This window comes from Pseudoalteromonas sp. BSi20429 (assembly GCF_000238895.1).
Lineage (GTDB): Bacteria > Pseudomonadota > Gammaproteobacteria > Enterobacterales > Alteromonadaceae > Pseudoalteromonas > Pseudoalteromonas arctica.
This window is the reverse complement of sequence record NZ_BADV01000023.1, coordinates 139,861-152,755: the sequence shown is the minus strand read 5'-3', so window position 1 is coordinate 152,755 and position 12,895 is coordinate 139,861. Positions and strand designations below refer to the sequence as shown.

The 12,895-nt window shown below is 38.3% G+C and carries 11 protein-coding genes and 1 riboswitch; of the genes, 5 read left to right on the top strand and 6 right to left on the bottom strand.

Annotated features, from left to right (window positions below; all coding sequences use genetic code 11):
• Positions 1 to 9: 9 nt before the first annotated feature.
• From P20429_RS14170 to P20429_RS14180, 3 genes are all read right to left on the bottom strand, one after another.
• The gene (locus P20429_RS14170; protein ID WP_007581674.1) at positions 10 to 1,659 is read right to left on the bottom strand and encodes a DUF1566 domain-containing protein; all 1,650 of its coding nucleotides are present in this window, start codon (positions 1,657 to 1,659) and stop codon (positions 10 to 12) included.
• 69 nt (positions 1,660 to 1,728) lie between these two features.
• The gene (locus P20429_RS14175; RefSeq protein ID WP_007581673.1) at positions 1,729 to 2,061 is read right to left on the bottom strand and encodes a hypothetical protein; all 333 of its coding nucleotides are present in this window, start codon (positions 2,059 to 2,061) and stop codon (positions 1,729 to 1,731) included.
• 22 nt (positions 2,062 to 2,083) lie between these two features.
• Positions 2,084 to 2,788, bottom strand: coding sequence for a DUF2982 domain-containing protein (locus tag P20429_RS14180; RefSeq protein ID WP_007581672.1), 705 nt, complete (start codon positions 2,786 to 2,788; stop codon positions 2,084 to 2,086).
• 246 nt (positions 2,789 to 3,034) lie between these two features.
• Between P20429_RS14180 and P20429_RS14185 the strand changes: the two genes are divergently transcribed.
• The 3 genes from P20429_RS14185 to msrA all read left to right on the top strand — a co-directional run bounded on the left by P20429_RS14185 (position 3,035) and on the right by msrA (position 7,811).
• On the top strand, positions 3,035 to 4,087 hold the full coding sequence (locus P20429_RS14185) for an efflux RND transporter periplasmic adaptor subunit (protein WP_007581671.1): 1,053 nt from the start codon (positions 3,035 to 3,037) through the stop codon (positions 4,085 to 4,087).
• 3 nt (positions 4,088 to 4,090) lie between these two features.
• A complete protein-coding gene (locus P20429_RS14190; protein WP_033026435.1) occupies positions 4,091 to 7,189 on the top strand; it encodes an efflux RND transporter permease subunit in 3,099 nt (1,032 codons plus the stop codon).
• Between the two features lie 85 nt (positions 7,190 to 7,274).
• Entirely contained in the window at positions 7,275 to 7,811 is a 537-nt protein-coding gene (msrA, locus tag P20429_RS14195) for a peptide-methionine (S)-S-oxide reductase MsrA (RefSeq protein WP_007581669.1), read from the top strand.
• Positions 7,812 to 7,902: 91 nt separating this feature from the next.
• Here the strand turns inward: msrA and P20429_RS14200 are convergent, their stop codons facing one another.
• From P20429_RS14200 to P20429_RS14210, 3 genes are all read right to left on the bottom strand, one after another.
• Entirely contained in the window at positions 7,903 to 9,732 is a 1,830-nt protein-coding gene (locus P20429_RS14200; protein WP_007581668.1) for a TonB-dependent receptor domain-containing protein, read from the bottom strand.
• A 36-nt stretch (positions 9,733 to 9,768) separates the two neighbouring features.
• Positions 9,769 to 9,953, bottom strand: a riboswitch (cobalamin riboswitch).
• Between the two features lie 65 nt (positions 9,954 to 10,018).
• A complete protein-coding gene (locus tag P20429_RS14205; RefSeq protein ID WP_007581667.1) occupies positions 10,019 to 10,804 on the bottom strand; it encodes a hypothetical protein in 786 nt (261 codons plus the stop codon).
• 201 nt (positions 10,805 to 11,005) lie between these two features.
• Positions 11,006 to 11,488: a YajQ family cyclic di-GMP-binding protein gene (locus P20429_RS14210; protein ID WP_007377833.1), complete on the bottom strand. Its 483-nt coding sequence runs from the start codon at positions 11,486 to 11,488 to the stop codon at positions 11,006 to 11,008.
• 152 nt (positions 11,489 to 11,640) lie between these two features.
• Between P20429_RS14210 and P20429_RS14215 the strand changes: the two genes are divergently transcribed.
• On the top strand, positions 11,641 to 11,994 hold the full coding sequence (locus P20429_RS14215; protein ID WP_007581666.1) for a VanZ family protein: 354 nt from the start codon (positions 11,641 to 11,643) through the stop codon (positions 11,992 to 11,994).
• Entirely contained in the window at positions 11,987 to 12,889 is a 903-nt protein-coding gene (locus tag P20429_RS14220; protein WP_007581665.1) for a ketopantoate reductase family protein, read from the top strand. The genes P20429_RS14215 and P20429_RS14220 overlap by 8 nt, the downstream gene beginning before the upstream one ends.
• The last annotated feature ends 6 nt before the right edge of the window (positions 12,890 to 12,895 follow it).

Genomic DNA, 12,895 nt, shown 5'->3' with positions numbered 1-12,895 from the left:
TATTTTCTCCTAACGGCTTCTAACTAAACGAACATACGCAGTATTTTCTTTTGGATAAGCAAGATCGTTACCATCACTCATATCAATAATGTACGCTTGCGATAAACTTGTACCATCGGCTGCAGTTTGTGAAGTCCAATAACGTAAGTGACTTAATGCACTTTCACTTGGCATATTGGGGAAAAACACCTCATCAATTAATATGCTTTGCCCTTGTTTACCATAATCAATTAAACCTAAAAGCTCTGTATAAGTAGGTAACCGCCAATTTGTACCACCACAAAAATCTAAGTTATTCACTTCGTTTATATAACTTTGTACTCCACAACTCGTATCATCCGGACAAGTTGAATTGGCTGTACTAGTATCGGTAAAAGTAGTGTCGCCTAAATCCCAAAAGTAATGATTTTGCCCCTCACGCAAGCTTGTATTTGGCAATACTCCTGAGGATTCACTTTTTACTTCCCATACAAGTCCAGTAACATTATCGCGTATACAGGTAAAGTCACTACTATCATCACCAACTTCATCCGCAAACTGATTAAGTTTAGTGTAATCAAACGCTAAATTACCTTTACCAACCTTATCTAAGCGGTTTGCATAGCTATCGCGTCCAAGCTCAGCATCTTGCGCTGGAAAGTCATCGCTTTCACAGTTAATGCGTTGGGTGTTGTTATAGCACTCACCAACACCACTATCGTTTATAAGCCCAAGCGCTTTTGGTGATACATCAACAAATAAAGAATCTGTATCGGTGCGTCCTTTTGAGTCGGTTACCGTTACTTCAAAGCTCAACGTGGATTCAGTATCTACATCAGAGGCAAAAAATGTCGTTGTACATTGGTCGCTATTACTTAATGTTTCGCTATTACCGGTAAGTTGTTGCCACTTACACTGATAGGTATCGGTGACAGTTTCGCTATTCGTTGCATCAAGCGTTACTTCTTCAAACTCTTCGACATTTTGATCAGCGCCTGCATTTGCATCCACTAGTTCATTTGTTTTATTAAGCGTCATTGAATATTGAGTACTCGCCTCACCGCCTTCATCATCAGTGACTGTTAGCTGCCAAGACAAATTTACGTTACTTTCTAGTAAAGGATGAGAAAAGCTAAGAGTTGACTCATTAAAGCTAGCAATATCTAAATCAGGACCTGATAGCAGTTGCCACAAATAACTATCAATTTGGCCATTATCATCAGGATCGCTCGACTCAAGGGCGCTCAAAGTCACTGTATCTTTGTATACAGAAGGAAGTGTTTCAGGAGATGTTTGGGTAACAACAGCAAGAGGAAGTTGATTATTAGAGCTCACTGAAATAGAAATGTCGTCACTAACAGCGCTACTACCGGTGCTTTGATAGCTTACTCTTAAGATTATTTCACTATCAGTTTTTACGTCAGGGGCTGTCAATGTTTGCTCAGCGCCTTCAAGCGGAAAACCTTCTAAGCTTGGGCCGCTAACTTGTTGCCATGAAAACGTACCATCAGCGGGAGAACCTTGTGCTGTGATGGTAAATTCAGTTTTTTCGATAATTTGTAAATCGGTTCCAGCATTAACAGATGTTTCTACAACTGTATTATCGCTATCACCGCCACCGCCTCCACACGCACTCAGCAAACCGCAAGAAATGAGGGGGATTAAAGCAAACGCTTTCATACGCAGCACCTTATTATGTCAAATAATTACTATAGTGTAATTACTAGCAATAAAGATGCCATTAAAGTACTACATATATGTATCTTGATGAATGCGTACAAACAACTTCGTACCGATTTTACTGTAATCTACTTTGTATTCACGCCCATCTAAAGCTTGAATAAATAGTAATTGTTTTTCTTCGCCAAATACATCAGGGCTTCCAACATAGACTATTTCTAAATAGCGATCTTTTGCATCACGGCGGTTTTTAGGTAACTCTTCTTTAAATGGCTCTAAGCCATGTTGAGTCACTTTAATTTTAGGATGAATTTCAGAGTTTACAATCACTAAATCATGCTTTTTATCTTTATGTATTATGGTGTTTCGACCACTTTTTAAAAAGGCTCTCTCTTGACTCATTTTTCTTTCCTACAGTCGCAGTTTAATTATTAATTTGCGACGCTATAAACTGACTAGGCTCGCGCTTCCACTTATTTAAGTTAGCACTAAATGCCCAGATATCTCTATCTAACACACTGGCTGGTAATAATAAATCGTAACCGGTTAACAGTTGAAGGTGCTTAGTCCTGTTAGCAAACATAGCTATAAGACCAGTATAGCTTATCCCTTTATGGGATGTGTAATGTGTATCTTCTATTAGCCATTCTGATGGGCAATTGCCATTTTTGCAATGTTTTTGAACAACTTGCATAAATAAATTACGCTGCTCTATTAATAATTTCCCTGCAATTCGAGGCGCTATGCTTGTTAAAAAGTCATCTATGTCGTTTACCTTTATACCAACCGCATTTAATTCTAAGTAATCAAAGCCATCTTCTACTTTGGGTATACCACTGTGATGAAAGTTACTATGAGGCATACACCAAGCTCCGTACTTATGGCAATAAACGAGCTCAGACTCATTTAATATAAGGCTATGATATGGTTCTTGAGTTTTTAAATATCCAATAAAAATAGCGGCAATACACAAGCTCACTAAAAATATTTCAAGTATGCTAATCTCACCCGGCCTCAGTAAATTAAACAACATAATAAAAACTAAACCAATTGCACCTGCAACAAGCACTTCAATTGCGTTTCGCGCACCTTGTGCCCGAAACTTAATGACATTGTTAGATTTATCCATATTGGTAAAACACCATATAAAAAACAAACATAATAACAGCCCAAATTATGACCTTTCTTGTTGTTATACATAAGTTACAGGTGGTTTTAAATTTCATACATTACCGCTTTTTCCTCAACAAAATAGGAACAATGAATAAATCTTATTTACTTTTACGCTTAACGCACAAATTTATGAGACACATAACCGTCTTTTCCCGGTCTTATTTCGTACAATACTTACAATTCATTTTCAGGTATGAAATCAATGTACTCAAGACAATCAGGTAAAGCACTTTTTCCATTTATTATTACGTTACTTCTAATATTTAGCGTTTATTTATATCTACCCGCTAGCCACGGCGAACAGGCCGATTTATCACAAATGTCTACTCAAGTAACAGCTCATACTGTTACTTCTCAGGAAAACGCAGTGATGATAGAAGCGATCGGTAGCGCGCGTGCAAACCAAGCAATCTATATAAAAAGTGCGCAAAACGATTATGTCACAGATATATATTTTAAAGACGGCGACTTAGTCAGTAAAGGACAAAAGTTAGTACAGTTACAGAGCCAACAAGAACAGTTTGCCGTTAAAGAGCTTGGCATTAACTTACGTGAAGAACAACGTCAGTTAGATCGCCTAACCGAACTTTCACGCTCGCAATCAACGGCAAAGTCGTTACTTGAAGAGCAGTTATCTCGTGTTGATGCAACAGAGGCCCAACTAGAAAGCGCTAAAACTAAATTAAACGAAATGACTATTAGTGCGCCCTTTTCAGGCCTGTTAGGTAAGCGTGAAATATCAATAGGTGCTTACGTAAGTAATACAACAATAATCACAACACTTGATGATATTAGTATTATTAAAGTTGACTTTAAAGTACCTGAAAAATATTTAGCACAATTAAATATGGGCATGAAAGTGCTTACGCAAAACGATGCCTACCCAGGACAAACATTTAACGGCAAGGTAACGCATATTAGCTCGCGTATTGATTCGGTTACTCGCAGTGTTGAAGTAACAGCAAGTTTTGCCAATAAATCAGGATTACTTCGCCCTGGTATGTTACTAAATACAGCACTTGAGCTAAGCAGCAACCAAGCTTTAATGGTGCCAGAAAAAGCGGTTATACCTTTGCAAGACAAACACTTTGTTTTTCAAATTCAAGATGGGATAGCTAATAAAATTGAAGTGCATGTTGCTAGCAGAAATAATGGCTGGGTTGCTATCGACGAAGGCCTAACTGATGGCGAGCAAATTGTTACTGAGGGGCTAATAAAAATTCGCTCTGGAAGTAAAGTAAGCGTAAAGGGGTAATACGTGAAAATTACAGATACTAGCGTCAAGCGCCCCGTTTTTGCCATTGTAATTAATTTACTGCTTCTTACTTTTGGACTGGTTGCGTTTACTATGCTGCCACTTCGTGAATACCCGGATATTGAAACGCCGATTGTAAATATCAGCACTGAATACACTGGTGCTTCTGCCGAAATTATAGAAACCAAAATAACGCAAATAATAGAAAATCGAATTTCAGGTATTGAAGGCATCAAAAGTATTAACTCTTCGAGCCGTAATGGGCGCTCAAACATTACCATTGAGTTTGATATTAACCGCGACATAGATGCTGCATCTAACGATGTACGCGAACGTGTAGCACGTGCACTTGATAGTTTGCCCGATCAGGTACGCCCGCCAGAAGTATCTAAATCAAATAGTGATGAAAGCCCAATCGCCTGGTTTGTATTAAACAGCGAAACAATGGACTCGTTACAGTTATCTGATTACGCGCAGCGTTTTATTGTTGACCGCTTAGCCGTAGTAGATGGTGTATCTAACGTACGTATTGGTGGTGAGCGCCAATACGCCATGAAAATTTGGCTAAACCGCCAAGCAATGGCTGCACGTGGCATTACCTCGAGCGATATTGAAAATACACTGCGTACAGAAAACGTTGAGTTACCGGCTGGCGAAATAGAATCTATAGATCGTGACTTTACCGTGCGTACTGCCCGTAGTTATAAAGATCAGCGCGATTTTAAAAACCTGGTAATTAAACGTGGTGATGAAGGTTACTTAGTACGTTTAGGTGAAGTTGCCGATGTACGTTTAGAAGCTTCCGATGACGAAAGCTTATTTCGTGGTAACGGGCGTAATATGATTGGCTTAGGTATTGTAAAACAAGCTAAAGCAAACACACTAACCGTAGTAGATAACGCACGCAGCGAACTTGAAAAGATCAAACGAAACCTACCTGAAGGTACTACAATTCAAGACAGCTACGATTCGTCTGTATTTATTAAAGAGTCTATTAATGAAGTTTACAGCACACTTGCCATCTCTATGGGTTTAGTCGTACTCGTTATATTTTTGTTTTTAGGCAATATACGAGCAACGCTTATTCCTGCGGTCACCGTACCGGTCGCACTTGTTGGTAGCTTTATGTTTTTATTGGCAATGGGCTACTCAATTAACTTACTAACTTTACTTGCCTTAGTACTGGCCATTGGTTTAGTAGTAGATGATGCTATTGTAATGCTTGAAAACATTCACCGCCGTATTGAACTGGGTGAGCCGCCGTTACTAGCTGCATTTAGAGGCGCGCGTGAAGTAGGTTTTGCTATAGTAGCAACCACGCTTGTACTTATATCTGTGTTTGTGCCATTAGTATTTATGGATGGCCGTATAGGTGCATTATTTACTGAGTTTGCTATGGCGGTAAGTGCTGCCGTATTTTTCTCAAGTGTTACAGCACTGACTCTCGCACCAGCCTTGTGCTCTAAAGTACTTAAAGTATCAGACAAACCAAATAAATTTAGCCAATGGATGGACCGCCAGTTTACTAAAATTGAAGTAAGTTACCGTAATTCACTCTCCACCAACATAACCCGTAAATGGGGTTTAATGGTGAGCTTATTATTAGCTGGCTTTGTTAGTTACTCGTTGTTTTTACAAGTTCCTTCTGAGCTAACGCCAAAAGAAGATCGTGGCACGTTTTTTATTATGATGAGCGGCCCTGAGGGCGCAAGTTACGAAAATAACGCCGCTAATATGGCTAAAATTGAAGAGCGCTTAATGCCTTACTCGCAAGCCGGTGAGCTAAGTCGCGTACTTGTTCGAGTGCCTGGCTGGGGTGGCAGCGGCGGTGTTGCGATTGTGGGTATGGCCGATTGGGATAAACGCAAACGCTCAACGTGGGAAGTAATGGATGAAATAAGCGGTAAAATGCAAGAAGTTACCGATGTTCGTGCATTTGCCATTATGCGCCGTGGTATTGGTGGTGGTGGTTCATCTCGCCCAATTGAGTTTGTACTGCAAGGTAATGATTACGCTCAACTAGCCGATTGGCGTGACCGTATAATTAAGCGTGCTGAACAAAACCCAGGTTTAGTAAGAATCGATCATGATTATAAAGAAACCTTCCCGCAGTTTTTAGTCAGCATAGATAAAAACAAAGCTGCCGATTTAGGCGTTTCGGTATCTGATGTAGGCCGTACACTAGAAACAATGCTTGGCCAGCGCCGTGTTACGACCTTTATTGACCGCGGTGAAGAATACGATGTGATTTTAAAAGGAACAAAAGAAGATTTTACCAATCCTACTGATATTTCAAATATATACCTTAAATCACGAAGCGGTGAACTAGTTCCACTTGATAGCCTTATCAGCTTAAAAGAAGAAGCAACAGCATCGCGCTTAAACCGTTACAACCGTATGCGCGCAATTACATTAAGCGCCAACTTAGCTGATGGCTATACACTTGAGCAAGCGCTTAACTTTTTAAACGAAGTAGCCGCGCAAGAAAACGATATAGATGGCGCAGTAGATTACAAAGGTGAATCGCAGCTTTATTACGAAGGCGCATCCGCGATGACCTACGTATTTATACTTGCACTCACCGTTACCTTCTTGGTACTTGCTGCACAGTTTGAAAGCTTTATGCACCCATTTGTAATTATGCTTACCGTACCGCTTGGTTTAATGGGCGCTATGTTTGGGCTTTGGGCTACAGGGCTTACCTTAAATATTTATAGCCAAATAGGTATTGTCATGCTCATAGGCTTAAGTGCTAAAAATGGTATTTTGATTGTAGAATTTACTAACCAATTACGCGACAAAGGCGTTGAGTTTAGTGAAGCAATACTACAAGCGGCTACCCAGCGCCTTCGCCCAATAATAATGACCTCACTTACAACCGTTATGAGCTCTGTTCCCTTGGTTTTTGCTTCAGGCCCCGGCGCTGAAAGCCGTATGGTAATTGGTGTAGTTGTGTTTACAGGGGTTATTGTATCTACCCTGCTGACTCTTTTTGTTGTACCTGCTGCGTATTATGCTCTATCGAAAAATACACAGTCACCTGAGTTTTTACAACAAAAGCTGAATAAACAAGCTGCTGAAAAGCCTTTCGAAGAGATCTAATCTCTTTATTGCGCCGTAACCTTGTTGTTGCGGCGCATACAATTTATGCTCGCCTTTAAACTCCATATACATTTTAGGAATACTTATGAGCTCAACAACGCAAGTAGCAACATTTGGTGGCGGCTGTTTTTGGTGTATAGATGCAGCATTTAGACGTGTAAATGGCGTATTAGATGTGAGTTCTGGCTATACCGGTGGCGAAACCGACACCCCAACCTATAATTCTGTATGCTCTGGCACAACCGGGCACGCTGAGGTTGTTAAAATTGAATTTGATACCAATGTAGTTAGCTTTGAAACACTTTTAGCAATGTTTTTCACTTTGCATGATGCAACACAATTGAATCGCCAAGGTAACGATATAGGCACACAGTATAGAAGCGTTGTTTACTATCACGATGAAGCTCAACTAAAGCAAACCAATGAAATGATAGCTCAACTGCAAAGCCATGTGAGTGAGCCAATTGTGACAGAAGTCAGCCCTGCCACTACGTATTATCCAGCAGAGCATTATCATCAAGATTACTATAACGAAAACCCACAGCAGGGCTACTGTAGTATTTTAATAGCACCTAAATTACATAAGTTTGAAACCGTATTTAAAGAGTTCTTAGCTGACTAGCTAATTTGAGTAGTTAAATTGATTAGTTAAACTTAGCTACACATTAAAAAAGCCCGACATAAGTCGGGCTTTTTAATATTAATAAATACAGTTAAAACTGGTAGCTTGCACCTGCAAAAAAGCGACGCTCTGGAGTGTTGTAGTAATACACTTGACCCGTTGTAAAATCAGTATTTGAATCAACAGCGTTATACTCTTTATCAAATAAGTTTTCTACACGAAGCGAAACTTCAATATGCTCATTTACTTGATAATTACCCGCTAAGTTCCAAAGCGTGTATGACCCTAAACGCGTCACAGCACCTTGTCGGTCACTACGATATTGCATGTCTAAGCTCGCATCAAAAGCACCAAACTGTTTTGCAAGTTCCCAGTTAAAAGTACGTTTAGCAACATTACGTAACTCTGCGCCCGTTTCTTCGTCTTCAGCGCTTAAGTAAGCAAAGTTAAGGTTGCTATCAAAACCAAAAAACTGCTGAGATAAGCTAAATTCAACCCCTTCGTAGCGTGCTTCATTTAAGTTGATAGGAAAGAAGTTAGAATCTAAAGATATCTTATCTTCAATATCATTTCTAAAAATAGCAACGTCAATACTTGCTATATCAAAATCTACATTTAACCCAATCTCTTGATTTAATGATTTCTCAGGCTCTAAATCAGGATTAGATGAAGGTGGAAAACCAGGAAAAGCCGGAAAGTATAAATCGTTAAATGTAGGTGCTTTAAAACCAGTGCTTTGGCTTATGCGGAACGTGGCGTCTTCAGATAAATGATAACCCGCAGCGGCTGTATATGTTGTTTCATCACCAAACTGTTCATCATCGTCTTGGCGAATTGTTAAATTAGCTAACACTTTTTCAGCATTGTAATAAGCCCCAACAAATACTGCTAATACATCACGCTCTTGCATATCATACTGCGTTGAACTGTGCGATACATCATCGTTGTACCAGTTAACACCACCGCTAATATTAAGCTCTTCAGATAATATATATTGACCGTTATAATCAAATTGCACACGTTTCGTTATAAAATCATTTACACCAAATGCTGAGGTATCGTGAGAATCATCTGTTGAAATAGCAATATCAATACTGTGCGATTGGTTAGTGTAGTTTTTACTCCAACCTGCAGAAAGCTGGTAGTTTTTAAAATCACCTGTTTCCATAGTACTTGTGGCTGGACTAAAGCGACTGTCGTAATCTGCATAGCCTTCACTGTATTGACCTAATAACTTAAAGTCGCCGTAGTGTGCATCAGTATAATTTACTTTAAAACCAAGGTTTTTATTTTCATAGCCATCTTCATCTGGTGCTACGCCTTGCAGTGCATCAAAGTTATCTGTTTTTTCAAAGCCTGTATTAAATGCTGTTGTTATATCGCCTGATTTTACAGAGCCTGCCACTTGATAATTTTGGTAAGAATCAGAACCAAACGTAGCACTCACAGATAAGTTATCTGATTCACGCGTTATAATGTTAATTACGCCAGCAAGTGCATCAGAGCCGTAAACAGCTGCGCGAGAACCCTTAATAATTTCAATGCGTTCAATACTATTTAAAGGGACATTATTTAATGCTTTTTGACCAAGTGTTGCTGAGCCTGTACGTACACCGTCAATCAAAATTAGCGTATCGCCAGAGCCAGTACCACGAAGTGACACACCTGTATTTTGGCCAAAACCACCGTTTGGATTAACCTGAAAACCAACTCGCGTGCTTAATAAGGTTGGTAAATCGCGTACGTTGCTTGCTTCTATTTCTGCACGCTCAATAACATTTACACTTGCTAAAACGTCATTGATTGATTGCTCAAATTTATTAGCTGTAACGGTTATTTTTTCAATTGATTGCTCTGCGCCAGACACAGAAAATGAAAGCGCAGCAGAAATAGCAACGCCTAAAGTTGTTTTGTTTAACATGATGTCCCCTACCTTTGCCCACCGCAAAGATTTAAGTAAGTAAGATTGCATCAAGGCCGGTCTCCGGACTCAGTAAGCACATCAAAATATGCAATACTTTACCGTTGCGGGGGCAGTGTTGGGCTTGTAGTCATCATGAAAACGCACCAACTTCCCGATTATCCTGCTAAAAAAATCATTACATGAAGTGGCTAGCAAGCACCTTGAAAATATGTCGCTATTGTGAGTATTTTGTTTACAAATGTCAATGGACGTCTATACAGCTAAAAACCTTTTTAAAATGCAGTTAGGGCCTAGTATAGTTTGAAGAAACTCCATATTTATCAAATAGCTTCTGAAGTTGTATTTGTGCAGTAGGTAAGCTTAGTATTTCATCCATTTTATTACTGGTGATCTTATTTGATTTAGAGTTAACTAAAAAGTGCGTTTTATAAACGGCATCTGGTACGTTACTTTTATAGAGTAAATCCATATTAAAAGTATTTTGATTTTTAAAATATTGGTAAGCAATATTATTTAAAACGCCTACTTCCGCGCGCTTTAATAGCAGCATTTTAACCACATTGAATTCATCAATGGTTAAACTTACTTGATGTGCCTCACTTAAAAATTCGGCATCTGTATTAAATCCAGCAAATTGATACGAGTACCCCAGAACCCCAACCTTTGTTAATGACGTAATGTCGTCAAAGTAAGCTTGCTCATTTGTATTTTCTTTAAGCGTATAAAGCTCATTTTTGGTAATGGTATAAAATTCGGTTTTTTTAATGTTTTCTTGCGCTGATTGTGGGATCCATTGCAGTGCCATTAAAAATAAAACATCAAAATTATTTTTTTCAACTGACAAAGCAAGCCTTTTTACAGGTAGAGACTCAAGTACGAAGTTAAACTCCTGCTGTGCGCCGTTTAAAATCTTAATAAACTCAGGAGCAAAACCCTGTTTTTTTTGCGCATTAATAATAATGGGAAAGTAGCCATCTTCAACCAGTACATCAATATCAACTGTTTTTGATAAGCTTGGTTTGGTAAATGTAAGCAAAACAAATAACAAAAATAATTGATGACGTTTCATTTTAATACCTTCTAGTGTGAAGTACTTAATTGCATGTGATTAAATATAATAGCTTAAATATCAAAAAGGAGATTAATACATACGGGAGTATCTAGGCAATAAAGAGGGATAATAGTGAGATATTTAAAAAGAGTAAGTAGCTTCAATCTGTCTGTAAGTATAAACAGATTAAAGCATGCTTAATTTAAAACTATTTATTAATTAATCGCGGAAATTTTTAAACTGAAAAGGCTGACCTAGCTCAGCACTGCGCACTACTTGCATAGCCTCTTGAAGATCGTCACGTTTTTTACCCGTTACACGTACTTCTTCGCCTTGGATAGCAGCTTGAACTTTAACTTTAGAGTCTTTAATGGCTTTAACTACTTTTTTAGCCATGTCCTTTTCGATACCTTGCTTTAAGCCAACGTTACGAAATACATTTTTACCTGCACGGGTAATATCTTGAAGCTCTAAGCTTGATACATCCATACCACGCTTAGATATTTTGTTAGCTAAAATATCAAATAATTGCATAACCTGAGAGTCTGCTTCAGCTTTAAGCTTAATTGTTTTGTCATTTAGCTCAATAGATGCATCAACGCCTCTAAAGTCAAAGCGAGTCTCTAGCTCACGATTTGCATTATCAACTGCGTTTTTAGCTTCGTTCATTTCTACTTCAGATACAATATCAAATGAAGGCATTGGTTTGCTCCTAACTATTTAATCTTAATTTTATGTGGTAATTATAACGCTAAAATTATAAATCTTTACATTTTTCTGCATCTTGTTCAGGTGCGATATTAAATTAGTTTGATATACTTGCGCCTCTTTTTTAAGCGATTTTAGGATTTGTCGTGACAAGGCGTGTTTATCAAGCAATTTTTTTAATCAGCATAGTAGCTTTTACCTTTTTATTTGCCAAAGAAATAAAAGGTGGCGTTGTAAATTTATTTCCTCATGTTGATAAAGTCGCCCATTTTGGGATTTTTTTTATACTAGCCATAATAATGGATAAAGCGTTTAAGCTTCCTTTATATGCGCAAATACTTTTATTGGCAGGTTATGGCGCCTCTATAGAAATAATGCAAGACGCACTTCCATATAGGCAAGCATCACTCGGTGATTTTTTTGCTGATTTTGCAGGTGCCGCAAGCTACTTTTTACTTAGAGTAATTTTTACACCTCGAAAAAAGAACCCATATGGCTAATATTTTAATTGTCGGCGATGGTGCTATTGGCTTGTTATTTAGTCATTTTCTAAGTGCGTCGCATAATGTCAGTGTTTTAACTCGCAAAAGCCCAACAAATACCCGCTTTTATAGTCGAGGTAAGGGTGCATCTAAAAAAATTGACGCACAATTTATTACATTAAATCAGCTAAATAAAGCAGCTGAATTTGATGTTGTTTTATTTACCGTTAAAGCCTTTCAAGTACTTGATGCATTTACGCAAATAAAGCCATTTTTACCAAATCATTGCTCTGTTGTACTTTCGCATAACGGAATGGGTAATGTTGATGAGGTAAATAGCCAGCTAAACACTCACCAAGCACTCTACTTTTTAACTACAAGCATAGCGGGCTTTAAATCAAACCAATACATTGTGCAGCACACTGGTGAGGGACAAAGTGTTATTGGTGCTTGTAATGAATTAGCTTTTCAAAATAGCGCGCCAATAGCTGATATTTTTAAAGTAATACCCAGCCTAAAGTTTACTAATAACATTCAGCAGCTTCGTTTTGAAAAACTACTCGTAAATATTGCCATTAACCCATTAAGCGCTTTAAGTAATGTAAAAAATGGTGAGTTACGCGCACCTAAGTACAACGCTATAATTTTTAATGCACTCACTGAAGCATGCAATATAGCAAACGTACAAGGGCTTAATATTCCATTGATTAAAGCACTTAATACCGCTTATAAAATAATGGAATTAACGTCTGACAATTACTCTTCAATGCAGCAAGACGTAGCGCATTGCAGAGAAACTGAAATATCAGCTATATGTGGCTATATTAGCCAACAAGGTAAACTTCACGGTATTCCTACACCTTACAACGATGAGTTGTTTGTTAAAATTCAGGCAAAAAAAAGCGTGGTATAAACCACG